We start from the raw sequence: 24,746 nt of genomic DNA, 5'->3' as shown, positions 1-24,746 counted from the left end.
TATGCCGCCCCTCGCGCACGAGGCGCGACTCACCCTCCACGGCGCTGTCGCCACCACCCTGGCCCTGACCAGCGACCGCGCGCTGACTGAGCTGCTGGCCGCGGCCGAACCGCTCGGTACGGGGATCGGCGGCAGGTCGGCGCTGCTGGAGGTGGCGGGCGCCCCCGTCTTCGTGAAGCGGGTGCCGCTGACCGACCTGGAGCGACAGCCGGAGAACGTCCACTCCACGGCGAACCTGTTCGGGCTGCCGGTCTTCTGCCAGTACAACCTCGCGGGGCCGAGCTTCGGGACGTGGCGGGAACTGGCCGCGCACACGATGACCACGAACTGGGTGCTGGCGGGCGAATACGAGGGCTTCCCGCTGATGTACCACTGGCGGGTACTGCCGGACTCGGCCCCCCTGCCGGACGAACTGACCGACGTGGACAAGGTCGTCGCTGACTGGGGCGGCGGATCGGCCGTACGCAACCAGATCGAGGCGCGCCGGCGGTCCTCGGCGAGCGTGGTGCTGTTCCTGGAGTACATCCCGCAGAACCTGCACCAGTGGCTCGGGCGGCAGATGGGCGCGGGGGCGGTGGGCGAGGGGGCGGCGGGCGAGGGGGCGGCGGGCGACGCGGCGGCGGATGCGGCGGCGGACTCGGCGTGCGCGATGGTGGAGGCGGAGTTGGCAGCCGGGACGGCGTTCATGAGCGCGCACGGGTTGCTGCACATGGACGTCCACTTCCAGAACATCCTCACGGACGGCCACCGCCTGTACTTCACGGACTACGGCCTGGCGACATCACCGCGCTTCGAACTGTCGGCTGCGGAAGCCGAGTTCGTCGAGCAGCACCGATCGTACGACCGCGCGTACGCCCTCTCGTACCTGGCGAACTGGCTGGTCACCGAGGTGAAAGGGCTGCGCGGGGAGGAGCGGCAGGCACTGCTGCGGTCGTACGCGGCGGGCGAGCGCCCCACGGGAGTCCCGGCGGGGGTGGCGTCCGTCCTGACGCGGTACGCGCCGCTCACCGTGGTGGTGACGGACTTCATCCGCAAGCTGCAGAGCGAGAGCAAGGAGACGCCGTACCCGGCGGCGGAGATCGGCCGCCGGAGCTGACGGCGCGCCGGAGACCGGCCGCCGGGGTTGATGGCGCCGGAGCTGATGCCGCCGGAGCTGGTGGACTGAGTTCACTCCGGGAACCCTCGCATGTCGGTCCATTAGGGTCGATGGCATGACGCCGCCCTCTCTTGCCAGCACTGCCTTCGACTCCCTCCGTCTCGACGCCGTACCCGACCAGGACGCCCTGCGCCGGGCCTACGAACTGCCCGGCGCCGCCGCCGTGCGCAAGCAGATGACCGAACTCACCGAGCAGACAAGGCGGTTGATCGGCTGCTCGTCGCTGGTCCTGATCGCCAGCGCGGACGCCGAGGGCAACTGCGACGTGTCCCCGCGCGGCGGCCCCGCCGGGTTTGTCGCCGTCCTGGACGAACGGACGGTGGCGATACCGGACGCGACCGGCAACAAGCGGCTGGACACCCTGCAGAACGTGATCGCCACCGGCCGGGCGGGGCTGCTGTTCCTGATCCCGGGGCGCACGACGACGCTCAGGGTCAACGGCCGGGCCTGCGTCTCCACCCGCCCGGAGCTGCTGTCGCAACTGACCGCCGTGGGCAAACCGCCGGCCAGCGCGCTGGTGGTGGGGATCGAGGAGGTCTACCCGCACTGCCCGAAGTCACTGCTGCGCAGCGCGGCCTGGAAGCCGGACCAGTGGCTGCCGGCGGACGCGCAACCGACCTCCGCCGAGGTGACGCTGGCGCAGTTGCGGATGCCGGGGCTGACGATCGCCGACATCGAGCAGACGGAGGCGGAGTCGCTGAAGTACCGGTACGAGTAACGGGCCGCTGTGACGGGCCGGGGCGGGGCGGGGCGGTCAGCGATGGCCGAGCACGTTGATCACACGTCCGCCGGGGTCACGAACGAAGAACCGCCGCACACCCCACTCCTCGCCCTGGAGAGGATGGACGATCTCAGCCCCGCTCGCCCGGACGGCGGCATAAGCGGCATCCACGTCGTCCACCTCGATGCTGAGGTCGGGGTTGACGGGCGCGGTCTTGTCACGGGTCATGAAGCTGATCTGCGCCGCCGGGCTGGCCGGAGAGGCGAGCGTCACGATCCACCCGTGGTCCATGACCTCCTCGAAGCCGAGCAGCCCATAGAAGTCACGGCGCTCCTGCGGGGTCTCGGATGCCGAGTCCGACGGGAGGTTGGGTACGACGCGGCGAACGGCCATCAGCGTCGTTCCTGAAGCCCGGCGTACGCGACGAAGCGGGCCCCGGCGACAACGCAGTCACGGCCGTTGTTACCGCTGTAGCCGGACTTGCACCACACCACATCTGGCAAGTCGATTGCGCTGGCCATGTCGGGAGTTCCTTCGATTGACCGGTCGGGCGAGAGAGGGCAAAGGCCGTAAGCAGAGCATAGGCGCGCGTCGCCGCCCTTGTGCCCCGACAGCGGGTCAAAGCGCAGGACCCCGAAACTGCGGGGGGCACCACGGGCTAGCTGGGTTCGTGGTGGCGGGTGCTTGGCCGGGTGCGGGTGCCGCGCGGTGGTTGCATGGGGCGACTCGGCCCGTCTCGGCGTCCACCCCGGCGGGTGGTCGGCTGGGACGCATGCCCCGCTGGTCACTCTCGGACGACGGGTGCGGGTGAGTGCGCATGGGCCGGGTCCTGTGCGGACCGGAGGGATTAGCCGCCCGTAGGGCCGCCCCCTGAGCTTTGAGTATCGCGGCTCCGGTCCGGGCGTCAAGGGCGCTCCTACGTCCCGTCGCTCCGCGATGGGCTGCGCCCACCCTTGACCCCCGAACCTCCACCGCAAGTACCTCTTTTTTGGGGGGGCGGCCGGGGGGACCACGGGCAAGCTGGGATCGCCGTGACGGCTGCTCGGCCGACTGCGGGTGCCACGCGGCAGTTGCATGGGGCGACTCGGCCCGTCTCGGCGTCCACCCCCACCGGGTAGCGGCTGAAACTCATGCCCCGCTGGTCACTCGGGGTGGGTGGAGGCCGGGAGGGTGCCCTGGCGGAAGAAGCGGGGCCGGGGCAACGGGCCGGTGGGTGGTACGGGTGTGACTGGGGTGACGAGGGACGGCTCCTGGGGCGGCGGTCCGGAGCCTTTTGCGTGGGTGGTTGCGTTCAGCGCGCCACAGGGCCCACCCGGCCAGTGGAGCGACCCCGGCGGTGGGGCGGGTGTGACTGGGGTGACTGGGGGTGGCTCCTGGGGCGGTGGCCCGGAGCCTTTTGCGTGGGTGGTTGCGTTCAGCGCGCCATAGGGCGCACCCGGCCAGTGGAGCGACCCCGGCGGTGGGATGGGTGTGACTGGGGTGACGGGGGACGGTCCGTGGGGCGACCGTCGGGCATCTTTTGCGTCCCGTGTTGCGTTAGGCGCGCCACAGGGCACATCAGGCCGGTGAGGTACCCCAGCCATGGGGTGGGTGTGACGAGAGTGGCCGGTGAGACGGCCGTCGGAGCCGCACCCCGGGGCGGATGGGCCGACGCCGAGGGGTGATCCTGGGTGGGTGCCTGGGCAGGGGAAGAGACGACGGCGGCAAACGGCCGAGAGACAACGGCTCGCTGCCCGCACCGCGTCGGAGAGGGGGCGGTGGGAGGTGATCTTCGAGACCCAGGACGAGACGGAGTTGCGCGCGCACCTGCGTGGGCTTCGGGAGGCACGGATCGACGAGTCGATGCTCCGGATCGACACGCTGTGCGGCCGCCTGGCGCAGCCGACCACCTACCGGCTGAGCCGCTTCATGACGCACCCTGTTGCGGGGTCCTGATGAGAAGCCACGTGTCACCGGCGCGGAGCCACAGAGCGCCATCGCGACCTTGACCGCAGTGCATGACAACTCGGCCTGGTACCCGAATCCGCTGTCGGTCGGTCACGCTCCAGCCGTCCCCGACCAGCTCGGCGCTGATCACCTCGGTCGCCCGCTGATTGTGAACGCGCTCGGTCAGGACTGCCCGGTCCCCGCGTACCGCCAATCCGTCCGGCCGATCCACCGGGCTGGGCCAGCTCGTCACCTCACCTGTGGACGGAGTGATCCGCGTCAGGAAGGTGCCGCCGTGTCGGGCACCTGAGTACCAGACCAGCCACACCCGATCGCCCTCCGTGGCAGCGGTGAGGCCCTGCAAGGGCAGACCAGGAAGCCGATCCCCCGGGCCCCAGGTGGCGTGGCCCTCACCGTCCCACCCGGCAAGCCCGGCTCCGGATTCGGGATGTCCGCCGTAGATGCCTTCGTCCCCGTAAGCCGTCCAGATAGTTCCCTCGCGGTCAGTGACCAGAGCGGGGATGTCGTCGCCGACACAGAAGGCGTCCTCTTGCCCGCCACTCGTCAGAGAGAACACCACGGCATTGGCCCGCCACTCTTCCGGGCCCTTCGTGCCCGCTCGACCTGCCGCGATGAGGAGTCGGTCCGCCGGAAGTAGAGCGATGTGGCTGGGCCGGACCGGCACGTCCTTGATCGGAATGCGCCTCACTGACCCGTCGGGCCGGCGAATCACGAGCGTCCCGTCGAACGGGACCTCCGTTCCCCGGCCGACCCAGCCTTTGACGTACCGGCTTCGGCGCAAGTACTTCCGGGGGACGAACATGACGGCAAGTTCTCCCGCCGGTCCGGCCGTCCACCACAGAGGACGGCGCCCCGCCCAGAGATCCCTCACGGACGGTCTCCAGACCGTCCGTATGTCCACGACCGACACCGCAACCCCCCGCTTTCGCAGCGCTACGCGCTGGTGGGAGGAGTGTACGGACGCCGCCCGACCGGCTCGATACGCGCTACGACGCGCCTAACGCAACCACCCACGCAAAAGGCGCCCGGTCACCACCCCAGGAGCCACGGCCCGCACGGAACACCCCCGGTCGGGGCCGTCTCACCGGCCTGATGTGCCCTGGGGCGCGCCTAACGCAACACAGGACGCAAAAGATGCCCGACGGCCGCCCCACGAACCACCCCCGTCACCCCAGTCACACCCGCCCCACCCCCACTCGCAGTGACCAGCGGGGCATGAGTCTCAACCACTACCCGGTGGGGGTGGACGCCGAGACGGCCCGAGTCCCCCCACGCAACTAACGCGTGGCACCCGCACCCGGACAAGCACCCGCCACCACGAACCCAGCCTGCCCGTGGTCCCCCCGGCCGCCCCCCCAAAAAAGAGGTACTTGCGGTGGAGGTTCGGGAGTCAAGGGTGACCGCAGGTCATCGCGAAGCGACGCGACGTAGGAGCGCCCTTGACGCCCGGACCGGAGCCGCGACACTCACACCTCAGGGGGCGGCCCTACGGGCGGCTAATCCCCCCGGCCCGCACAGTCCCCGGCCCATGCGCACTCACCCGCACCCACCAACCCCCAGCGACCAGCGGGGCATGCGCCCCAGCCGACCACCCACCGGGGTGGACGCTTGGCCAGCCCGAGTCGCCCCACGCAACTACCGCGCGGCACCCGCACCCGGCCAAGCACCCGCCACCACGAACCCAGCCCGCCCGTGGTCCCCCCGGCCGCCCCCAACTCCCGGCCCACCCGGCCCATGTCCCCTCACCCCTGCACCGTCGGGCGCACCACGATCTCGCTCACGTCGATGTCCGCCGGTTGCTCGATCGCGTAACCGATCGCCGACGCGATGGCCGACGGCGGGATGGCGATCTCGTCGCGTTGCCGGGTGGCTGCCGCCGCTGCCTCCGGGCTCGCGCCCTTGCCCACGCCCTCCGTGTTGGTGAACCCCGGCGAGACCAACGTGACGCGCAGGTCCGGCCCCGACTCCTGGCGCAGTCCCTCGGTCAGCACCTTCACCGCCGTCTTGGTCGCCGCGTAGACGCCCTGCGGCGCCTTCACGACGTACGCCGCTGTCGAGCCGACGTTGACGAACTGCCCCGAGCCCTGCTGCCGGAAGATGGGCAGGGCCGCCCCGATGCCGTTCAGCAGGCCGGTGATGTGCGTCGCGACCATCGCGTCCCAGTCGTCCTGGCGCAGCTCGTCGAAGGGGGACACCGCCATCGTCCCCGCGTTGGAGACCAGGACGTCGAGCCGGCCGAACCGGTCGACCGCCGTGTCCGTCAGCCGCCGCAGGTCCTCGCGGCGCGTCACGTCGATGACGGCACCGACAGCGGCGCCGCCCCGCGCCGTGATCTGCTCCACCACCGCGTCGAGCCGGTCCTTCCGCCGCGCCCCGAGGACGAGCCGCGCGCCCCTCTCGGCGAGGTAGGTCGCCGTCGCCGCTCCGATGCCGCTGCTGGCACCGGTGATCGCTACGACCTTGCCGTCGACACCCGACATGATCAACACCCTTCCGGGAAACCGGCCTAGACTATAAGTGGGGACTCCCCCGCTTATCCCAGGCTAAGCGGGGACTCCCCCACTTAGCAAATAGAGACAAACAGAGACGGAGGGAAGGACACCCCCATGGCCGCCACCCCACCCCGCCCCCTCCGCGCCGACGCCCAGCGCAACCGGGACAAGATCCTCGAAGCGGCCGTGCGCGTCTTCGCCGAGCGCGGGCTCGACGCGCACCTCGAAGGCATCGCCAAAGAAGCCGGCGTCGGGAGCGCGACCCTGTACCGCAACTTCCCCACTCGGGAAGCGCTGATCGAGGCGGTCTACCGCAACGAGGTCGCCCAACTGTGCGACGCCGTCCCCGGGCTGCTCGCCGCGCAGCCGCCGTACGACGCCCTGCGCGCCTGGACCCGCCTCTTCCTCGACTACGTCACCGCCAAGTTCGGCATGGCCGACGCCCTGCGCGCCATCGCCGCCTCGGGAACCAATCCCTACGGCCACAGCCGGGACATGATCCAGGCCGCCATCACCACCCTGATGGAGGCGTGCACGGCCGCCGGGGCGATCCGTACCGACATCGGCCCCGCCGACCTGGGCGCCGCACTCGAAGGCATCGCCCTCACCTCCGCGAGCCCCGAGCGGCGCCAGCAGGCCGAGCGCCTGCTCGATCTCACCCTGGACGGTCTGGCGGCCCGCCCGTAGCCGAGGGGCGGCAGCCCCCTGACCGACCGACCCCGCGGCCCGTCCGCGCCACGCGGAGTCGGACACTCCGGTCCGCCGCCTCCCCCACCCCCCACAACCGGCCAAATCCCCCCTCCCCACCTGTCGAGGGCTTGTGCAGACCGCTACCCGTAGCTGACGCACCCGCCTTGGACAAGGCAGACTGTCGAAGGCGAAACCAGCAGTGCAGGGCAGGGGGAGCTATGGACCGGGACATCGGGCCGCGAGTACCGGAGCAGTGGGCTCCGGCGGTAGTTGACCAGGAAGGCGCGTTGCGCTTCAGCGTGCTCGGCCCCGTACGGGCCTGGCGCGGTGGTGAAGTGCTGCCCTCCGGGTCGCCGCAGCAGCGCGCCCTGCTGGCCGCCCTGCTCCTGCGCGACGGACGTACCGCCACCTCCGGCGAGTTGATCGACGCACTGTGGGGCGACGAGCCGCCGTCGCAGGCGCTCGCCGCCGTCCGTACGTACGCCTCCCGACTGCGCAAGGTCCTCTCCGCCGGGGTGCTCGTCAGCGAGTCCGGCGGGTACGCGATGCGGACCAGCCCCGAGGCCCTCGACCTCAATGTGGCCCAGGAGTTGGTGTCCGACGCCGAGAAGGCCCGGTCGGCGGGCGACCGTTCCACCGCGCGTGAGCTGCTCAGCAAGTCCCTCGGGCTCTGGGACGGCGAACCCCTCGCCTCCGTGCCAGGCCCGTACGCCGAGGCGCAGCGCGCCCGCCTCGAAGAGTGGCGGCTCCAGCTCACCGAGGCGCTGCTCGATCTCGACCTGGAGCTGGGCTCGCACGCCGAGGCGATCTCCCAACTGACCGCCCTCACCGCCGCACAGCCGCTCCGCGAGCGGCTGCGCGAGCTGCTGATGCTCGCCCTCTACCGCAGCGGGCGGCAGGCCGAGGCGCTCGCCGTGTACGCGGACACGCGCCGGCTGCTCGCCGACGAGCTGGGCGTCGACCCGCGCCCCGAACTGGCCCAGTTGCAGCAGCGCATCCTCCAGGCCGACGCCGAGCTGGCCCGGCCCGTGGAGGAGCCCGCGCCGATCCAGGCCGTCATGAAGCCCGCGCAACTCCCGGCGACCGTGCCGGACTTCACCGGGCGCGCCGCCTTCGTACGGGATCTGGGCCGGCGATTGACGGCCGCCGAGGGGTCCGTCATGGCGGTCTCCGCGCTCGCCGGCATCGGCGGCGTCGGCAAGACGACGCTCGCCGTGCACATCGCGCACGAGGCGCGACCGCACTTCCCCGACGGACAGTTGTACGTCGACCTCATGGGCGCCGGGGCCCGCGCGGCGGAGCCCGAGACGGTCCTGGGCGCCTTCCTGCGCGCGCTCGGCACGCCCGACGCGGCGATCCCCGACACCCTCGACGAACGGTCCGCGCTCTACCGCTCCACCCTCGACGGCCGGCGCATCCTCGTCCTGCTGGACAACGCGCGGGACGCGGCGCAGATCCGTCCGCTGCTGCCCGGCACCACCGGGTGCGCCGCGCTCGTCACCAGCCGGGTCCGGATGGTCGACCTGGCGGGGGCGCATCTCATCGACCTGGACGTGATGTCGCCCGAGGAAGCGCTCCAGTTGTTCATCCGCATAGTGGGTGAGGAGCGGGTGAGTTCGGAGCGCAAGGCGGCGCTGGACGTGGTCGCCGCGTGCGGGTTCCTGCCGCTCGCGATCCGGATCGCCGCGTCCCGGCTGGCCGCACGGCCCACCTGGACGGTGTCCGTCTTCGCGGCGAAACTCGCCGACGAGCGGCGGCGGTTGGACGAGCTGCAGGCGGGCGATCTCGCCGTCAAGGCGACGTTCGAGCTGGGTTACGGTCAGCTCGAACCCGCCCAGGCACGGGCGTTCCGGCTCCTCGGCCTGGCCGACGGGCCCGACATGTCCCTCGCCGCAGCCGCGGCCGTACTGGACCTGCCGCTGCACGACGCGGAGGACGTGCTGGAGTCGCTCGTCGACACGTCGCTCCTCGAATCCGCCGCCCCGGGCCGGTACCGCTACCACGACCTGGTCCGTCTCTACGCGCGTGTATGCGCCCAGCGGGACGAAGACCCCTCCAGCCACTGCGAGTCGGCGCTCTCCCGGCTGCTGGACTTCTATCTCGCGACGGCGGCAGAGGTCTACGCGATCGAGCGCCCCGGTGACCGGCTGATCGACCACCTGGCGCCGACCGCGTACCAGGGCCTGTCGTTCGACGACCGGCAGACGGCCCTCGACTGGCTGTACACCGAGGCGGACTGCCTGCTCGCCTGCGCCCATCACGCCTCGCGCGGCACGCAACTCCGCAAGGCCGTGGACCTGTTGTGGGCGGCGAAGGACCTCGCCGAGTCGGGCGCCAACTCGAAGCAGTACGAGTCGGCCGCCCTGTCCGCACGGGCGACCGCGCACGCGACGGGCGACAGCCACGCGGAGGGCCGGGCCAGGACGACCCTGACCAACGTCCATCTGGTGGCGGGCCGTTACGCCGAGGCCGACGAGGAGGCCCGGCACATCGAGCCGCTGGCCCGCGCCGCCGGCGACCCGGCGCCCGTCTTCTGGGCCGAGAACGACCGCGGCATCATCGCCTTCAACCAAGGGCGGCTCGCCGACGCCGAGTCGTTCCTGCTGCGCGCCATCGAGAGTTCGCGCGCCGACAACAACCGCCCGGCCGAGGCGAGCGCCCTGTGCAACCTCTCCCGGATACACCTCTCCCAGGGCAGTACGGCGAAGGCCATCGAACTCGCCCAGCAGGGCATCGACATCTACGACCACCTCGGCCTCACCCTCCGGCTGGCGAACGCCCGTTACGCGCTCGGCGTCGCGCTCACCCAGGCGGGGAACCACCAAGAGGCCCTGACGCAGCTCAACGAGGCCCTGACGACGTTCGGCAAGAACCGGCAGCGGCTGTGGGAGGGCACGACCCACTTCCGCGTGGCCGAGGCGTACCTCACCGCCCGGCAGCCGGCCAAGGCGGCGCAGCACGCCGAACAGGCCCTTGCCATAGGGTGCATCGGTGGCGACCGGATCCGCGCGAGCGTGCTGACGGTGCTGGGCCGGGCGCTGGAGACGGTCGGCCAGAGCGACCGCGCGCGGGTCTGCTGGCGCGAGGCGCTGGCGCTGTACGAGGAGTGCGACGCCCCGGAGGCGGCGAACGTACGCAGTCTGCTCAGCCCGCTTTCGGCGGCGTGACGCGACCGGTCGCGGTGGTCGCGGCGGCGTGACGCGACCGGTCGCACGGCGTGTGCCGTATCACCTCGGTGACGTGGCGCACAGGCGGCGCAAGCCCCGCACCGGCGCGTTCATCGATTGTTTATGCTCACAAGACATGATGAGTGCGTCGATTCGTCGCGTCGGGGGGCAGCGGACGGATCGCCGGGGGGACTCCTCGGTTCGAGTGAGGCCCCCTGGATCCCTGCGCGGCGACACCCGGGGGAGTCGCCGCGCAGGGATCCCCCAACAGCGCCGCCGAACACACGGGAGACGAGCCATGACCGCCGAGAGCAACGAAGAACTCACCACCATGGACAACCACACGCCCGCACCGCCCGCGAACGGCGGCGTGCCGAAGCCGCTCGACAACCACACGCCCGTGGCCCCGGTGAAGGGGAAGTCCACCGCCACGACGCAGGACAACCACACTCCCGCGCCGCCGGCGCCGTAGCACGGTCGGCGCGGTCCGCACGATCCGCGCGGTCCGCGCGATCTGACAGACCTTCTCGGGACGGGGGAACGGCCGCGGCGGCGCGGAGGGGGAGCCGCCGCGGCCGGCCACGTCGTGGGTGCTGAACTCGGTGTCGTGGGGGCTGAACTCAGTCGCTCAGCACGGCAGTCGGGTCGCAGTCCCGTACGCGCGCGACGCTGCCCGGGTGGTCCATCGTCACCCGGGCCGTCCGGGACTCCCCGGCGTCCAGGGTGACGAGCGCGCTCCCCGTGTCGACCCTCGTACCTGAAACGCCCCGGAAGACGACGTCGACCCGGTAGGTGTCCAACCCGCCGAACGTGCCGTCCGGTGCCGTCACCCGGATCATGCTGTACGTCACGGCCTTCTTCTTGCCCTTGGCGCCATGCGCGCAACTGACGCTCTCCGCCACCGGATTGGCAGACGAGGCCGAGGGCGCCGGGCTCTGCGTGTAGGTGTCGTCGTACGTGTCGTCCGCCGCCGTGTCGGCGCCCGACGAGCCGTAGTCGTCATCGTCGTCGTAATCGTGGTCCGAGTACGTGCCGTTCTTGGTCTTCGAGCTGGAGCAGCCGCCTCCACTGGAGTGACCGCTGCTCTTCGAACCGTGTCCATGGCCGTGGGACGACGACGAGAATCCCGTCAGTCCCAGCATCACCACAGCCACGGCGGCCGTGAATTTCAGACGTCGACGCAGCAAGGTCGAGTCCCTTCCCCGTTGGTCCAGTTGGTCATTCCTAACAGCATGTACACGTCCAACGACGCCCGGGTGGTTCCGCCGTTGTTCCGCCGCGGTTGCGGGCGTGATCCGGCGCTGGCGGGGTACCCGCCGTAACGTCGAAGCGACGCGGCAAGCGACCGGCACGACAGTCCGCACGGCAATCCAGTCAAGGAGGCCGACGATGGTTCGGAACGTCATAGGCTCGGTGCTCGCCCTCGTCGGAGCGGCGGCAGGCGTGGCGAGCGTGTTCAAGCCCTGGTACGACCACCGGGTGGGCCATGACTACCGCGTCAGCGACTTGTTCGACGGCATCTCCGCCGGAACCCCCAGCCTCGTCGAATCGATCGTGCTGCCCTTCGCGTTCGCCGCGCTGGTCACCCTGGTCGGGCTCGTACTGCGCTCACGTCTGCTGGTGGCGCTGGCCGGTCTTGTCTCCCTCGCCGCGACCGCCCTGTGGACGGTCCGCCAGGGCCAGGCCAACGGCGGCAGCCTCACGCTCGACACCGACGGCACGGGCCTCGCCATCGGCGTCGCCGGCGCGGCGGCCGGCGGTGTCCTGCTGCTGTTGGGCGCCGTGGTGATGAGCGGCCGCCACCCGGCCCGCAGCCGCCGGGAGCCCGCGTACGACGAGGCGGGCGCGAACGGATCGAACGGCGCGCACGCGGTGAACGGCTCGCACGGGTCACCGACGGACCCGACGTACGGCGACCCGCACCCGACCCCGGACACCCGGCCCGACGGACACTCGGACCCCGAATGGCCCACTCCCCCGTCGGCACAGAGCGGCGACACCCAAACCTGGGGCAAGACGGAGCCCTGGGACCCGCAGCGCCACTGACGGCGGGGCCCCGGGCGGGCCGGTGAGCAGCGCGGCCGTCGGCCGTGAGACCGCGAGCCACCCGACCAGCCGCCTAGCGGTTGCCGCTCCGTCCCGTCGCCGTTCCCTTTACCGCGTCCAGTGCGTACACGCAGCGGTCCTTGCTGCACGCGTACACCACGCCCCGCTGCGCCACCGGGGAGCCGGTGATCTCGCCGCCCGTTGCCAGCTTCCAGCGGAGTTGGCCGCCGCTCGCGTCCAGGGTGTACAGCACGTGGTCGGCCGAGCCGAAGTGCAGGCGGCCGTCGGCGACTACCGGGGCGCCGATGACCTCGCCGCCCGCCGCGAAGCGCCATTTGGGGGTGCCGGTCACCGCGTCGAGCGTGTAGAGCGCGCTGCCGCTGCCCACGTGCACGTTGCCGTCGGCGACCAGCACCGGTTCGATCGACTGGCGGGACTCCGTGGCGATGCGCCAGCGGTCCTTGCCGGTGGTCGCGTCGAGCGCGTACACCGTGCCGAGGTAGTCCGCGAGATACACCCCGCCGCCCGTCACGGCGGGCCCCGGCGCGAAGGCGGGCGGGGAGAGGAAGACGGCGGGCGCCTCGAAGTGCCAGCGCACCCGGCCGCTCGCGACGTCCACGGACAGGACGCGGGTCCCGGCCGAGACGTACAGATACCCGTCCGGCGCGGGGGTGATCCGCAGGGGCACGCCGCCGCAGGACGCGGCGTCGCCGATGGGATACGACCAGCGCTCGGCGCCCGTGCGCGCGTCCAGTGCGCGCAGGCGCGCGTCCTGCCATACGTAGACGGTGCCGTCGAAGACGGCGGGCCCCGCCTCCGGCGTCTCGAAGTCGCTCTGCGCGCCGCTCGTCTCCCACAGCTTCTCGCCGCTCGACGCCTCCCACGCCTGGACGCCGCCGCCGCGCGTGCCGGTGACGACCGTGCCCCGGTCGACCTTGAGCGAGTACACCCAGGCGTCCGTCTGGAGCCGCCAGCGCTCGCTGCCGTCCGTACCGTCCAGCGCGTACAGCGTGGGTCCGTCGGAGGCGTGGATACGGCCCTGGGCGACGGCCATCGCCCAGGCCACGTCCCTGGTCTTGAACTGGCGCCGCCCGCTGGCCACATCCAGGGCGTGCACCTCGAACGACGTCACGTACAGCAGATCGCCGTCGACGACGGGCGTGCCCCAGACGTCGTTCGACATCCGGAACCGCCAGGGCCGCCAGCGGCCGTGGCCCGGCGCCTGCGCCACGTCGGGGGGCGGCACGACCGGCTGCGTGGGTCCCGGCCCGTGCGGGGCGGTCGGTGCCGGTACGGCGCTGGTGGGCGCCTCCGCGCCGGTCAGCCCCGCGGGGGGTCTGATCCAGCCGGTGGCGGGTCCCGCCTCGGCGACGGCGCCCGCGCGGCCGCCGTCCGCGGCGCGGGGTCCCGGGCCGATGGGGACGGGTGAGCCGGAGAGCCGGACGGGGCCCCCGGGCGTCGCGTGCTGGCCGCCCCGCTGACCCGTGCCCTGCTGACCGACACCCTGCTGACCTGGGCCGCGCTGACCGACACCCTGCTGACCGCCGCCGCGCTGACCGTCCCGGCCGCCCCCGCCGTGCTTTCCGCCGCCCGCGGGCTGCCAGGCCGCGTCCCAGTCGGGCGTACGCCCCGCGCCCACCTGGCGCTGCCCCGCCTGCGGGGGCTGCACCTGCGACTGCCCCTGCTGCCCCTGCTGGGGCGGCAGCGGCGGCCGGGGCGGCGGGCCCAGCGCCGGGTCGGGGCGGGCGGCGACGGGCGCCGGGGTGCGTACGCCGGCCCGGCGGCGCTCGATCATCGCCGTGGCGAGATCGGGCAGCCAGGCCGACGCCGTACCGCTGTCGTCACTGCCGGAGGCGAACAGGTGCGGGGCGAGCTGGGACTGGAGGTCGGCGGGCGAGGGTCTGCGCAGCGGGTCCATCTGCATGCACGACTCGATGAGCGGCCGCAGCTCGGCGGGCAGGCCCGCCAGGTCGGGGCCCTCGCGCAGCAGCATGAAGACGGTCTCGACGGGGTTGGCGCCGTGGAAGGGGGCGTGTCCGGTGGCGGCGAAGACCAGCGTGGAGCCGAGCGAGAACACATCGCTCGCGCCCGTCACGCTGCGGGAGTCCCTGGCCTGCTCCGGCGACATGTACGCGGGGGTGCCGACGGCGACGTTCGTCATGGTCAGCCGGGTGTTGGAGACGCCGGACGCGATGCCGAAGTCGATGACGCGCGGTCCGTCCTCCACCACCAGCACGTTCGACGGCTTGAGGTCGCGGTGCACGAGGCTGGCGCCGTGGATGGACTGCAGGGCCTCGGCGATCCCCGCGGCCAGCCAGCGCACGGCCTGGGCCGGCATCGGCCCGCATTCGTTGACGATCTCTTCGAGCGAGGGGGCGGGCACGTACGCGGTGGCCAGCCAGGGCACGGCGGCCCGGGGGTCGGCGTCCACGACGGCCGCGGTGTAGAAGCCGCTGACGGCGCGCGCCGCCTCCACCTCACGCGTGAAGCGGACGCGGAAGAGCTGGTCCTCGGCCAGTTCGGTCCGTACGGTTTTGATCGCCACCCGGCGTCCGGACGCCGAGCGCGCGAGGTAGACCAGCCCCATGCCGCCGGCTCCGAGCCGTCCCAGCACCTCGAAAGGGCCGATGCGTCTCGGGTCGTGCTGCGTTAGCTGCTCCACTTGCCTGCCACCTCCCCGTACGGGCCACAAAGGTACGGCCCCGTGCCCCCTGATTCTTCCTGTCCGGGGCACCGGTTGCGAACCCGGGGGCAGAACGGGGTGTCTCGCCCCGATCGCGCCACCCCATCAGCCCTCTGCCCGCTCTCCCCCGCTCTCCCCCACTCTCTTCCCGCTCCCGCTCTCCTCCCGCTCTCCTCCCGCTTAAATAGAACAATTGCCCAATTGTCCCCACCCGATCCCTGTTGCCGCCCTGTTCCCGCGTGAACTTGTCCACCGAAGTTGTCCACAGGCTGTTGATAACATTAATGAGTGCGGATATCGGAGGGTCCCACGCACCGGAACCCGCGCACCGGAACCAGGCGCCCGAAACCCATTTGCAGTCGGCCAAATCGCGCTCCGATCACCCGTCGGTAAGCTGACGGCATGACAGGACAAGTACGCACCGTCGACGGCCGCGTGGCTGGTCGGCGCGGCCAGGCGACGCGACAGAAGCTACTCGACTGCCTCGGCGAGATGCTCAGCTCCTCGCCGTATCGGGATGTCAAAGTCATCGATGTGGCCCGGAAGGCGGGCACTTCACCCGCGACCTTCTACCAGTACTTCCCGGATGTCGAGGGCGCCGTCCTCGAACTCGCCGAGGAAATGGCCAAGGAAGGCACCGGGTTGACCGAACTGGTCTCCGGCCGCTCCTGGGCGGGCAAGGCCGGCTGGCAGACAGCCGAGGAACTGGTCGAGGGATTCCTCGACTTCTGGCGCCGGCACGACGCGATTCTGCGCGTCATCGATCTCGGTGCGGCCGAAGGGGACAAGCGGTTCAACCGGATCCGTACGCGGATCATGAACTCCGTCACCAACTCCCTTACGGAATCGGTCAAGGAGCTCCAGGCCAAGGGCAAGGTCGACAAGGACGTCGTCCCCGCCGCGGTGGCCGGTTCCCTGGTCGTCATGCTCGCCGGCGTCGCCTCGCACCAGAAGGGCTTCCAGGCCTGGGGTGTGAAGCAGGCCGAACTGCGCCCGAATCTTGCCCTGTTGGTCCATCTGGGCATCACGGGAAAGAAGCCCGTCAAGTAAAGAAAGGGGGCCCGTCACGTCACGGAAGCCCCACCCCAACGACCTCTCTACGCGGCACCAAGCGCTCAACGCGACACCGAGTGAAGGTCCCTGTCCTGTCACGCCGGCGGCGGATCAACCAAACTGATCCCCGCCGGCGCTTCCGTCCCAAGGCGCGACAACCGTCGGACCGGTTGAATGGACGCATGGACGACGATCAGGACGAACAGCAGGACGCGTTCCGCGCCCTTCTGCACACCCAGCGGGTCTGGGACACCGAACTGCCCGACTTCGACCCCGCGACGACGCCCGAGCGGCCTCTGGAACTGTTCCGCCGCTGGTTCGCCGAGGCGGTCGCCGCCGGGCAGCCCGAACCGCACACCATGACCCTGGCGACGGCCGACGCCGACGGCCGTCCCGACGTACGGACGCTCATGCTGCATGACGCGGACCGGCGGGGGCTGCACTTCGCCTCGCACCGGACCAGCCGCAAGGGCCGCCAACTGGCCGAACGCTCCCATGCCGCGCTGAACTTCTACTGGTCGACGCAGGGCAGGGCCGTACGGATCAGAGGCCGGGTCTTCGCGGCGCCGGAGGCGGAGAGCGACGCGGACCTGCGGGCCCGCTCGACCGGCGCGCTGGCCTCGGCACTTGTCGGCCGGCAGAGTGAACTCCTGCCTTCGACGGACGAGTTGGCGCAGGCGAGTCAGGCCGCATGGGAACGGGCCGAGCGCGACCCGGAGGCGCCGGTGCCGTCGTGGGCGGGGTACATCCTCGACCCGGACGAGGTCGAGTTCTTCCAGGGCGACGCCCGCAGACGCCACATCCGGCTGCGCTACCGGCGCGACGACGAACCGGACCTGTGGGAGAAGGAACTGCTCTGGCCCTGACCGGTCTGGCCCTGACCGGCCCGACCCTGATCGGTCCGCCCCTGCTCCGCAGGTGTCACGGTGGGATCGGGCGCGGGATCCGTGGCGATCCTGGCGTGCATGTGCACGTCCCGGAACAGGTCGAGCCTGCCCTCCTGGAACATCGCGTCGCGCTGCGTCCCCTCGTACCGGTACCCGCAGCGCTCGGCGATCCGGCAGGAGGCGTCGTGGCCGATGGCGTGGCCCAGCTCGATCCGGTGCAGTCCCGCCTGCTCGAAGGCCCAGCGGGTGCAGACCTCCAGCGCGCGCCCGGCCACGCCGTGACCGCGCGCCTCGGGCAGCACCCAGTACCCGACGCGGCCGCTGCGCTGGCGCAGATCGAGCATGCCGAGCCCGACGCTGCCGAGGATCGCGCCGTCGGGCGCACAAGCCGCACCCCCGCCGCCCCCGGCCCGGTCCCCGTCGGCCACCACGCAGAACTGCGCCATCTCGGCGCGCTCCCAGCCGTCACGGCGGCGCCGGACGAGTTCGGCGGCGGCCTCCTCCGTACGTACCCGCACCAGCGGGGTGTTCCAGCGCTGGAACTCGGCGTCGCTGAGCCCCCGCAGCAGCGCCGCCTCGTCGCCGGCGCGCCACAGGCGCAGCCGTACGCCGAATCCGCTGATCTCGCCGGGCGGCGGCAGACGCGGTACGGCGGAGTCGGTGAGATCGCTCATCAGCCCATTCAACACATCTGCGGGCACAGCGGCGCTTCCGGCTCCGCGCGGGCCGGGCGCGCGTGATCGATTCGCAACCGATTCAGGTCTTGACCGAGACCCAACAAATGAGCGCGACATTACGCTCAGGTTTCATGCGCGCGGATACCGACCTCACCACCGACCGCCCCGTGTACGTCATCGGCGGCGGCCCTGGCGGGCTCGCCGTCGCGGTCGCCCTGCGTGAGCGCGGGATACGTGCCGTCGTACTGGAGAAGTCCGAAGCCGTCGGCGCGTCCTGGCGCGGCCACTACGACCGGCTGCGCCTGCACACCACCCGCCGGATGTCCTCGCTGCCCGGCCTGCCGATCCCGCGCTCCTTCGGGCGGTGGGTGCCCAGGGACCGGGTGGTGCGCTATCTGGAGAAGTACGCGGAGCACCACCGGCTGGAGATCGTCACCGGCGTCGAGGTGACGGGGATCGAGCGTACGGCCGACGACACCGGCTGGCTGCTGCACGCCACCGGCGGGCGGCAGTTGACGGGCAGTGCGGTGGTCGTGGCGACCGGCTACAACCACACCAAGCGCCTGCCGTCCTGGCCGGGCGCGGACTCCTTCACCGGCGAACTGCTGCATGCGGGCGACTACCGCAACGCCGAGCCGTACCGGGGCAAGGACGTCCTGGTCGTCGGCGCGGGCAACACGGGCGCCGAGATCGCCGTTGACCTGGCGGAGGGCGGGGCTTCCCGGGTCCGGCTGTCGATCCGCACGGTCCCGCACATCGTGCGCCGCTCGACCCTGGGCTGGCCGGCCCAGTCGACGGGCATCCTGGTCCGCCGCCTGCCGACCCGCCTGGTCGACCGCGCGGGCCGCCTGCTGGCCCGCGTCGCCGTCCCCGACCTGTCGGACAAGGGCCTGCCCCGCCCCGACACGGGCCTCTACAGCCGGGTGCGCGAAGGCGCGATCCCGGTCCAGGACGTGGGGCTGCTCAAGGCGGTACGCAAGGGCCGGGTCGAACCGGTGGCGGCGGTGGAGTCCTTCGAGGAGTCCAAGGTCGTCCTGGCGGACGGCTCCCACCTCACCCCGGACGTGGTGATCGCGGCGACGGGCTACCACCGCGCCCTGGAACCCCTGGTCGGCCCCCTCGACATCCTGGACCCCCGAGGCCGCCCGGTGGTCCACGGCCCCCGCACGTCGCCGAAGGCCCCGGGCCTGTACTTCACGGGGTTCACGAACCCGATCAGCGGTATGTTCCGCGAACTGTCCATAGACGCGAACCGGATAGCGAAGGCGCTGGCCAAAGCGGCCCGCTGACTGCGCGCGATCCACCCTTATGGGGCAAACTGGACAGTCCGTGCCCCAGGTCTGACGTGACCGGCGATGCGCCGGACATGGAGCTCATCCGCATGCCGACCGACCGATTACGGTCCGAAGGAGAGCATCATGAGCGAGCAGCCCACCGGTCCCCAGGACGGCCCCACCGTCGTCCTCGTGCACGGCGCGTTCGCGGACGCCGGAAGCTGGGCGGCGGTCACCGAACGCCTGGTGGCCGCGGGCGTACCCGTACGAGCCGTCGCCAACCCGCTGCGCGGGGTCGCGTCAGACGCCGCGTACGTGGCCGGCATGATCAACCAGATCCCCGGCCCCGTCCTCGCCGTCGGCCACTCGTACGGAGGCGCGGTCATCACCAACGCCGCGACCCGGACGCCCAACGTGGTCGGCCTGGTCTACGTCGCGGCGTTCGCGCCGGACGAGGACGAGCTGCTCGGCGACATCGTGGGACGCTCGAAGGACAGCATCCTGACGACGGCGCTGGAGGAGTACCAGTACCCGACGGGGAACGGCTCCGAGACCGCGACGGAACTCCAGATCCAGGCCGCCAAGTTCCGCACGGTCTTCACCGCCGACCTCCCGCAACTGCAGTCCGACGTGTACGGCCTCTCCCAACGCCCCATCGCCGCAGCCGCATTCGCCGAAAAGAGCGGCCCGCCCGCCTGGAAGAACCTCCCCGTATGGGCCGCGGTAGGCACGGAAGACACGGCGGCAGGCAGCGACGTGGTCCGCGAGATGGCCCAGCGCGCGGGAGCGGACATCACCGAGATCCGAGGCTCCCACGTCATCATGATCTCCCAACCGGACGCGGTAACGGAGGTCATCCAAAAGGCCCGCACCAGCCTGAGCTGACCCGGGCGCCTGTCGGCGCCTACGCTCAGGCAATGGATCGGGACGAGAACATGGCGCATCTGGAGTGGTGGGCCAACGAATCGACCTGCCTGACTCGAGTCTCCGTCAGGGTGACGACGACCGCCACGGGGCAATGGGAGGCCACCATTTCGCCCCCTCTCGACCGCGATTCCCGCGAAGACTTGTTGCTGCTCATCGAGGCTGACCCCTGTTTCACCCTTTGCTTCGACACCGCGGCCGTCCAAGTCCAGGCAGAGAACGGCGATGATCCGGACAGCCTCCGACTGACCGGTGTCCCCGCGACGTAATCGCGCGTGGTCGCCGGCAAACCGGTCAGACCGTCGCCGGTGCGATCTTCAGGGGGAGTTGGGGGCGGCGGCGGATGACCAGGGCCATGAGTGCCGCCGCCGCGCACAGGGCGCCCGAGGCGTACCAGACCACGTCGTACGAGCCGAAGGTGTCGCGGGCCACGCCGCCGAGGAAGGCGACGAGGGCCGCGCCTACCTGGTGGGAGGCGAAGACCCAGCCGAAGACGATGGCGCTGTCCTCGCCGTAGTACTCGCGGCACAGGGCGATCGTCGGGGGGACCGTGGCGACCCAGTCGAGGCCGTAGAAGACGATGAAGAAGACCATCGGCGGGTGCACGGTCGGGGCCATCAGCATCGGCAGGAAGATCAGGGAGACGCCGCGCAGGGCGTAGTAGACCGCCAGCAGGCGGCGGGCTTCGAAGCGGTCGGTGAACCAGCCCGAGGCGATCGTGCCGACGACGTCGAAGACGCCGATCACCGCGAGCAGGGACGCCGCCGCCGTCATCGGCATGCCGTGGTCGTGGGCCGCCGGGACGAAGTGGGTCTTGACCAGGCCGTTCGTTGACGCGCCGCAGATCGCGAAGGTGCCGGCGAGCAGCCAGAACGGGCCGGTGCGGGCCGCCTTGAACAGCACCTTCACCGCGCGGCCCGCCGCTCCGCGCATCGGGACCGGCTTGGGTGCGAACTCCGCTGCGCCGTACGCCGGGAGGCCCACGTCCGCCGGGTGGTCGCGCAGCAGCAGCCAGACGAACGGGACGACGGCGATCGCCGTCAGCGCGACCGTGATCGAGGCGGGGCGCCAGCCGTGGTGTTCCACCAGCCAGGACAGCAGCGGCAGGAAGACCAGTTGGCCGGAGGCGCCGGCCGCCGTGAGGATGCCGGTGACCAGCCCGCGCCGGGCGACGAACCAGCGGTTGGTGACGGTCGCGGCGAAGGCGAGTGCCATCGAGCCGCTGCCCAGGCCGACCAACAGGCCCCAGCACATGATCAGTTGCCAGGCCGCCGTCATCCACACCGTGAGCAGCGAGCCGATCGAGATGATGGTGAGCGCGATCGCCACCACCCGGCGGATGCCGAACCGGTCCATCAGCGCCGCAGCGAACGGCGCCGTCAGGCCGTACAGCGCGAGGTTGACGGAGACGGCGAAGCCGATCGTGCCGCGCGACCAGTCGAACTCCGCGTGCAGCGGCTCGATCAGCAGCCCCGGCATCGAGGCGAAGGCCGCCCCGCCGATGATGGTCACGAACGCGACGGCGGCGACGAACCACGCCCGGTGGATCCTGCCCGGCTTGCGTTGCGGGCGCGGCGGGCCGGTCATCCCGGGTCGGCCGTCCGCCGTGCCCTCTGCGTCCCGTTCGGTTGTCTGAGTCACGTCAATCAGCATCCGTGACCGCCACAGTCCCGACGAGTGGCCCGAGGGACACCCTTCGATATGATCAGGCCATGGAGGATGCGAGGGTTACGTCGGAGTCATGCCGTCCGGTTCAGGCCCCGGATCGCCCGTACCGCGAACAGCACCCCGCACACCCCCACATTGATCACCGCCCCCACCACCAGCACCCGTCGCACCCCCACCGCCTCCGCGACAGGACCCGCCAGCGCCCGGCCGACGGCCAGCATGATCAGCGAGCCAGCCACGTCGTAGGCGTGCAGCCGGTTGAGCGCCTCGTTGGGGATCTGGGTCTGGACCGTGGTCGACCACATCACCAGCCAGAACGCCAGCGACACCCCGCCCACGAAGAACCCGGCCGCCAGCAGCGGCACCGGTACGTCGTACGCCAGCACCAGCACGTTCGCGACGACCCCGAACAGCGCGAACGTCCCGGCGAACAGCGGTCTGCGCGGGCGCAGCCGCATCGCCACCAGCCCGCCGGCCACGCTGCCCGCGCCGTTGACCGTCATCATCAGCCCGAACATCGCCGAGCTGTGCCGGTCGGTGACGACGACCGCCTCCAGCGGCGTGAGCGGGCCGAGCACGGTGATGCCGTACACCGACCAGACGGCGATGCCCCCCCACAGCCACGGCCGCGCCGTGAACTCCCGCCAGCCGCCGACCAGTTCCGCGAGCATCGACTCCCCCGCCCGCATCGCCACCGCGGGCATCCGGATCAGGAACAGACACAGCCCGCTGACCGCGAACGTCGCCGCGTCGACCCCGAAGATCGCGCCCGGCCCGGCGAATCCGGCCAGCGCGCCGGCGACGGCCGGACCCGCCATCGTCGTCAGCGACTCGGCCACCCGCAGCACCGCGTTGCCGCGCTGCACGTCCGGCGCCATCAGCGGCAGCATGCTGGCCACACCCGGCTGGAAGACGGCGGCACCGAGCCCGCCCAGCGCGCTGAGCGCGTAGACCAGCGGGAGCGACGGCGCGCCGCCGACGAACAGCACCGCCAGCGCGACCGCGCAGACCAGCCGTACGGCGTCGGCCAGGACCATCATCCTGCGCGGCGTGAACCGGTCGGCCAACACCCCGCCCACCAGGACGAATCCGGCGAAGCACGCCATCCACGCGCCGAGCGCGAAGCTGACCGCCGAAGCGCCGTGGCCGGTGTCGAGGAGCCCGGCGGCCAGCGCGACGGGCACCATGCCGTCACCGAAGCGGGAGACCGTACGGGCGACGAAGAAGTACCGGAAGTTTCTGTTCCAGAGGCCGGTGTCCGCCGCCGTCGACGCCGCCGATGCCGTCGGTATCGGCGTCGGCGGTCGGTCGACGGTCTCGTCGGTCGGCTGCTTTTGACTCACGGACCCGACACTTATCAAGTAATGGTCTAAACCACCAGTGGGTACTGTGGAGCGCGCGAAGGAGACCACCATGCCGAACCAGCCCGTGCACCGGATCGCCGTCCTCGTACTCGACGGGGTCATCCCCTTCGAACTCGGCATCCCCCAGCGGATCTTCAACCGCGCCAAGGACCGGGCGGGCGAGGCGCTGTACGAGGTCGTGACCTGCTCCGTACGCGCGCCGGGCCCGGTCCGTACGGACGCCGACTTCACCATCAACGTCGAGAACGGCCCCGAGGTGCTGGCCACGGCGGACACCGTGATCATCCCGGCCTCCTACGAGTCCGACCCGGCCCACACGGAGGGCCGCCTCAGCCCCGAACTCGCCGCCGCCTTCGCCCACATCCGGCCCGGCACCCGCATGGTGTCGATCTGCACCGGCAGCTTCTACCTGGCAGCGGCAGGGCTGCTGGACGGCCGGCCCGCCACCACCCACTGGTCGTCAGCGGCGCACTTCCAGCGGCTGTACCCGCTGGTGAAGGTCGACGCCGACGTGCTGTTCATCGACGACGGCGACGTCCTGACCTCGGCCGGGGTGGCGGCGGGCATCGACCTCTGCCTGCACATGGTGCGCCGCGACTTCGGCACGGCCGTCGCGAACGACGTCGCGCGGCGCACCGTCGTACCGCCCTACCGCGAGGGCGGGCAGGCGCAGTACATCGAGCGCCCCGTGCCCGAGCCGCAACTGGCGACGACCACGGCGGCGCGCGCCTGGGCGCTGGCCCGGCTGCACGAGCCGATCCAACTGCGGGACATGGCCGAGCAGGAGTCCATGTCGGTACGGACCTTCACGCGGCGGTTCCGCGAGGAGGCCGGCATCAGCCCCGGCCAGTGGCTGGTGCAGCAGCGGGTCGAACGGGCCAGGCATCTCCTGGAGTCGACCGACCTGTCGGTCGACCAGGTCGCCAGGGACGCGGGGTTCGGTACGGCGCAGTCGATGCGCCAGCACATCCAGTCGGCGCTCGGCGTGCCGCCGACGGTCTACCGGCGCACCTTCAGGGCGGCCTCCGCCGACAGTTGGCGCGCCGTGCCGCACCGCCACCCCGCGAACGGCGGTCCGCTCACGCCAGACGTGCCGTAGTGACCGGCCGGGACGACTCGCAGTCGCACGCCACCGCGGCGGCCGTCGCGACCACCGCAGCCGAGGCCGGGGGCTGCGAGGAACCCGGGGCGGGGGCGGGGGCGGGCGCCGCAGGCGGCGCCGGGGCGGGCGCCGCGTCAACGGCTCCGGCCGCCGCCGTACAGCCGCCCACCCGGTCCACCTCGCACCAGATCTGCTTGCCGCCGCCCTCCGGCTGCCAGCCCCAGCGGTCCGCGAGCCCGTCGACCAGTTCGAGCCCGCGCCCGTTGGTGTCCTCGCCCTCCGCATGCCGCGGGCTCGGCGGACAGGAGCTGAGGTCGGCGACCTCGACCCGTACGGTCCCCGCGTCGGCGGCCCCCAGCCCGAACAGCATCCGCAGCACGGCCGGACAGCCCGTGTGCACCACGGCATTGGTCACCAGCTCCGAGATGAGCAGGATCAGCGTCTCGGCGACCGGCTCGTCATCCTCTATCCCGGAGCCGACGAGCCTCGAACGGGCCCACCGGCGGGCTCGTCCCACTTCCGCCGGGTCGGGCCCGACCTCCAACTGAACCTGAAGCACCTGCACCGCTCACACCATCCGAACCGGCGGACACATCGCCTCGCGCCTCGACAGGGTCCTCGACAGGGTCACACAACGTGATTTCCTTGCGAGACAGCATGGTTGACGTACAGTCACCGCAACAAGCGCTTCGGGCATATTCCAGCGCGAAGGAGTACGCGTGGTGCATACTGTGCGACGCACATTGCGGGGAGTCGAACATAGGCGCGCACAGCGCCCTCGCACCGTGCGAGCGGCGCACATTCCGGCCACCGGAGTCGCCGTACCGGCAACACCGCGACCGTCGCGCCTCACCACTTCTCGCACCCAACGGAGCGTACCGGAGCCGTGACACGA

22 protein-coding genes are annotated in these 24,746 nt (G+C 71.6%); 13 read left to right on the top strand and 9 right to left on the bottom strand.

What is annotated here, in order from left to right; genetic code table 11:
- The first annotated feature begins 1 nt into the window (after position 1).
- Together ACZ63I_RS03625 and ACZ63I_RS03620 are read left to right on the top strand one after the other, a co-directional pair.
- A complete protein-coding gene (locus tag ACZ63I_RS03625) occupies positions 2 to 1,096 on the top strand; it encodes a protein kinase family protein (RefSeq protein ID WP_469334926.1) in 1,095 nt (364 codons plus the stop codon).
- A gap of 115 nt (positions 1,097 to 1,211) precedes the next feature.
- Positions 1,212 to 1,874 carry an MSMEG_1061 family FMN-dependent PPOX-type flavoprotein gene (locus ACZ63I_RS03620; protein WP_469334925.1) on the top strand — a complete coding sequence of 221 codons (663 nt, stop codon included), beginning with the start codon at positions 1,212 to 1,214 and terminating at the stop codon, positions 1,872 to 1,874.
- A 36-nt stretch (positions 1,875 to 1,910) separates the two neighbouring features.
- Here ACZ63I_RS03620 and ACZ63I_RS03615 read toward each other — a convergent pair whose 3' ends face one another.
- Positions 1,911 to 2,270 carry a VOC family protein gene (locus ACZ63I_RS03615; RefSeq protein WP_469334924.1) on the bottom strand — a complete coding sequence of 120 codons (360 nt, stop codon included), beginning with the start codon at positions 2,268 to 2,270 and terminating at the stop codon, positions 1,911 to 1,913.
- Entirely contained in the window at positions 2,270 to 2,398 is a 129-nt protein-coding gene (locus ACZ63I_RS03610) for a hypothetical protein (RefSeq protein WP_469334923.1), read from the bottom strand. Before ACZ63I_RS03610 ends, ACZ63I_RS03615 begins: the two co-directional genes overlap by 1 nt.
- A gap of 1,243 nt (positions 2,399 to 3,641) precedes the next feature.
- Between ACZ63I_RS03610 and ACZ63I_RS03605 the strand changes: the two genes are divergently transcribed.
- Positions 3,642 to 3,812, top strand: a complete 171-nt coding sequence (locus ACZ63I_RS03605) for a hypothetical protein (protein ID WP_469334922.1) — start codon at positions 3,642 to 3,644, stop codon at positions 3,810 to 3,812.
- A gap of 1,754 nt (positions 3,813 to 5,566) precedes the next feature.
- Here the strand turns inward: ACZ63I_RS03605 and ACZ63I_RS03600 are convergent.
- Positions 5,567 to 6,304: an SDR family oxidoreductase gene (locus ACZ63I_RS03600; protein WP_469334921.1), complete on the bottom strand. Its 738-nt coding sequence runs from the start codon at positions 6,302 to 6,304 to the stop codon at positions 5,567 to 5,569.
- A 126-nt stretch (positions 6,305 to 6,430) separates the two neighbouring features.
- Here ACZ63I_RS03600 and ACZ63I_RS03595 point away from each other — a divergent pair, with 126 nt between their 5' ends.
- The 3 genes from ACZ63I_RS03595 to ACZ63I_RS03585 all read left to right on the top strand — a co-directional run bounded on the left by ACZ63I_RS03595 (position 6,431) and on the right by ACZ63I_RS03585 (position 10,645).
- Positions 6,431 to 7,003: a TetR/AcrR family transcriptional regulator gene (locus tag ACZ63I_RS03595; protein WP_469334920.1), complete on the top strand. Its 573-nt coding sequence runs from the start codon at positions 6,431 to 6,433 to the stop codon at positions 7,001 to 7,003.
- A gap of 221 nt (positions 7,004 to 7,224) precedes the next feature.
- Positions 7,225 to 10,173, top strand: coding sequence for an SARP-family global regulator AfsR (gene afsR, locus ACZ63I_RS03590; RefSeq protein ID WP_469334918.1), 2,949 nt, complete (start codon positions 7,225 to 7,227; stop codon positions 10,171 to 10,173).
- 298 nt (positions 10,174 to 10,471) lie between these two features.
- Entirely contained in the window at positions 10,472 to 10,645 is a 174-nt protein-coding gene (locus tag ACZ63I_RS03585) for a sigma-like protein (RefSeq protein WP_469334917.1), read from the top strand.
- Positions 10,646 to 10,793: 148 nt separating this feature from the next.
- Here ACZ63I_RS03585 and ACZ63I_RS03580 read toward each other — a convergent pair whose 3' ends face one another.
- Positions 10,794 to 11,360 carry a hypothetical protein gene (locus tag ACZ63I_RS03580; protein WP_469334915.1) on the bottom strand — a complete coding sequence of 189 codons (567 nt, stop codon included), beginning with the start codon at positions 11,358 to 11,360 and terminating at the stop codon, positions 10,794 to 10,796.
- A 202-nt stretch (positions 11,361 to 11,562) separates the two neighbouring features.
- Between ACZ63I_RS03580 and ACZ63I_RS03575 the strand changes: the two genes are divergently transcribed.
- Entirely contained in the window at positions 11,563 to 12,219 is a 657-nt protein-coding gene (locus ACZ63I_RS03575; protein WP_469334913.1) for a hypothetical protein, read from the top strand.
- 73 nt (positions 12,220 to 12,292) lie between these two features.
- On the opposite strand, the gene afsK is transcribed toward ACZ63I_RS03575, so the two are convergent.
- Entirely contained in the window at positions 12,293 to 14,881 is a 2,589-nt protein-coding gene (gene afsK, locus ACZ63I_RS03570; RefSeq protein WP_469334911.1) for a protein serine/threonine kinase AfsK, read from the bottom strand.
- Between the two features lie 423 nt (positions 14,882 to 15,304).
- On the opposite strand from afsK, the gene ACZ63I_RS03565 reads away from it, so the two are divergent.
- The gene (locus tag ACZ63I_RS03565; protein WP_469334909.1) at positions 15,305 to 15,952 is read left to right on the top strand and encodes a TetR family transcriptional regulator; all 648 of its coding nucleotides are present in this window, start codon (positions 15,305 to 15,307) and stop codon (positions 15,950 to 15,952) included.
- Between the two features lie 185 nt (positions 15,953 to 16,137).
- On the top strand, positions 16,138 to 16,821 hold the full coding sequence (locus ACZ63I_RS03560) for a pyridoxine/pyridoxamine 5'-phosphate oxidase (protein ID WP_469334907.1): 684 nt from the start codon (positions 16,138 to 16,140) through the stop codon (positions 16,819 to 16,821).
- On the opposite strand, the gene ACZ63I_RS03555 is transcribed toward ACZ63I_RS03560, so the two are convergent.
- Positions 16,767 to 17,516 carry a GNAT family N-acetyltransferase gene (locus ACZ63I_RS03555; RefSeq protein ID WP_469334905.1) on the bottom strand — a complete coding sequence of 250 codons (750 nt, stop codon included), beginning with the start codon at positions 17,514 to 17,516 and terminating at the stop codon, positions 16,767 to 16,769. The two genes, ACZ63I_RS03560 and ACZ63I_RS03555, sit on opposite strands and share 55 nt — an antisense overlap.
- A gap of 134 nt (positions 17,517 to 17,650) precedes the next feature.
- Between ACZ63I_RS03555 and ACZ63I_RS03550 the strand changes: the two genes are divergently transcribed.
- The 3 genes from ACZ63I_RS03550 (at position 17,651) to ACZ63I_RS03540 (ending at position 19,986) form a co-directional block, all read left to right on the top strand.
- Positions 17,651 to 18,808 (top strand): flavin-containing monooxygenase, encoded by a 1,158-nt coding sequence (locus ACZ63I_RS03550; protein WP_469334903.1) that lies wholly within the window; start codon positions 17,651 to 17,653, stop codon positions 18,806 to 18,808.
- 129 nt (positions 18,809 to 18,937) lie between these two features.
- Positions 18,938 to 19,678 (top strand): alpha/beta fold hydrolase, encoded by a 741-nt coding sequence (locus ACZ63I_RS03545; protein WP_469334901.1) that lies wholly within the window; start codon positions 18,938 to 18,940, stop codon positions 19,676 to 19,678.
- A 32-nt stretch (positions 19,679 to 19,710) separates the two neighbouring features.
- Entirely contained in the window at positions 19,711 to 19,986 is a 276-nt protein-coding gene (locus ACZ63I_RS03540; protein WP_469334899.1) for a hypothetical protein, read from the top strand.
- Between the two features lie 25 nt (positions 19,987 to 20,011).
- Here ACZ63I_RS03540 and ACZ63I_RS03535 read toward each other — a convergent pair whose 3' ends face one another.
- Entirely contained in the window at positions 20,012 to 21,358 is a 1,347-nt protein-coding gene (locus ACZ63I_RS03535; protein WP_469334897.1) for an MFS transporter, read from the bottom strand.
- A gap of 98 nt (positions 21,359 to 21,456) precedes the next feature.
- Positions 21,457 to 22,728: an MFS transporter gene (locus tag ACZ63I_RS03530; RefSeq protein WP_469334895.1), complete on the bottom strand. Its 1,272-nt coding sequence runs from the start codon at positions 22,726 to 22,728 to the stop codon at positions 21,457 to 21,459.
- 70 nt (positions 22,729 to 22,798) lie between these two features.
- On the opposite strand from ACZ63I_RS03530, the gene ACZ63I_RS03525 reads away from it, so the two are divergent.
- Entirely contained in the window at positions 22,799 to 23,848 is a 1,050-nt protein-coding gene (locus ACZ63I_RS03525) for a GlxA family transcriptional regulator (RefSeq protein WP_469334893.1), read from the top strand.
- Here the strand turns inward: ACZ63I_RS03525 and ACZ63I_RS03520 are convergent.
- Positions 23,829 to 24,416 carry an ATP-binding protein gene (locus tag ACZ63I_RS03520; protein WP_469334892.1) on the bottom strand — a complete coding sequence of 196 codons (588 nt, stop codon included), beginning with the start codon at positions 24,414 to 24,416 and terminating at the stop codon, positions 23,829 to 23,831. The genes ACZ63I_RS03525 and ACZ63I_RS03520 overlap by 20 nt on opposite strands.
- Between the last annotated feature and the right edge of the window lie 330 nt (positions 24,417 to 24,746).

The sequence above is a fragment of the Streptomyces sp. NPDC087906 genome (assembly GCF_055584925.1).
Note: the sequence above shows the minus strand (reverse complement) of the source record. Positions and strands in the feature narration are given on the sequence as shown.

Coding starts and splice junctions, on each gene's coding strand:
- ACZ63I_RS03625 (WP_469334926.1), top strand. CDS start 2: ATGCCGCCCCTCGCGCACGAGGCGCGACTCACCCTCCACGGCGCTGTC.
- ACZ63I_RS03620 (WP_469334925.1), top strand. CDS start 1,212: ATGACGCCGCCCTCTCTTGCCAGCACTGCCTTCGACTCCCTCCGTCTC.
- ACZ63I_RS03615 (WP_469334924.1), bottom strand. CDS start 2,270: ATGGCCGTTCGCCGCGTCGTACCCAACCTCCCGTCGGACTCGGCATCC.
- ACZ63I_RS03610 (WP_469334923.1), bottom strand. CDS start 2,398: ATGGCCAGCGCAATCGACTTGCCAGATGTGGTGTGGTGCAAGTCCGGC.
- ACZ63I_RS03600 (WP_469334921.1), bottom strand. CDS start 6,304: ATGTCGGGTGTCGACGGCAAGGTCGTAGCGATCACCGGTGCCAGCAGC.
- ACZ63I_RS03595 (WP_469334920.1), top strand. CDS start 6,431: ATGGCCGCCACCCCACCCCGCCCCCTCCGCGCCGACGCCCAGCGCAAC.
- afsR (WP_469334918.1), top strand. CDS start 7,225: ATGGACCGGGACATCGGGCCGCGAGTACCGGAGCAGTGGGCTCCGGCG.
- ACZ63I_RS03585 (WP_469334917.1), top strand. CDS start 10,472: ATGACCGCCGAGAGCAACGAAGAACTCACCACCATGGACAACCACACG.
- ACZ63I_RS03575 (WP_469334913.1), top strand. CDS start 11,563: ATGGTTCGGAACGTCATAGGCTCGGTGCTCGCCCTCGTCGGAGCGGCG.
- ACZ63I_RS03565 (WP_469334909.1), top strand. CDS start 15,305: ATGACAGGACAAGTACGCACCGTCGACGGCCGCGTGGCTGGTCGGCGC.
- ACZ63I_RS03560 (WP_469334907.1), top strand. CDS start 16,138: ATGGACGACGATCAGGACGAACAGCAGGACGCGTTCCGCGCCCTTCTG.
- ACZ63I_RS03555 (WP_469334905.1), bottom strand. CDS start 17,516: ATGAGCGATCTCACCGACTCCGCCGTACCGCGTCTGCCGCCGCCCGGC.
- ACZ63I_RS03550 (WP_469334903.1), top strand. CDS start 17,651: ATGCGCGCGGATACCGACCTCACCACCGACCGCCCCGTGTACGTCATC.
- ACZ63I_RS03545 (WP_469334901.1), top strand. CDS start 18,938: ATGAGCGAGCAGCCCACCGGTCCCCAGGACGGCCCCACCGTCGTCCTC.
- ACZ63I_RS03540 (WP_469334899.1), top strand. CDS start 19,711: ATGGATCGGGACGAGAACATGGCGCATCTGGAGTGGTGGGCCAACGAA.
- ACZ63I_RS03525 (WP_469334893.1), top strand. CDS start 22,799: ATGCCGAACCAGCCCGTGCACCGGATCGCCGTCCTCGTACTCGACGGG.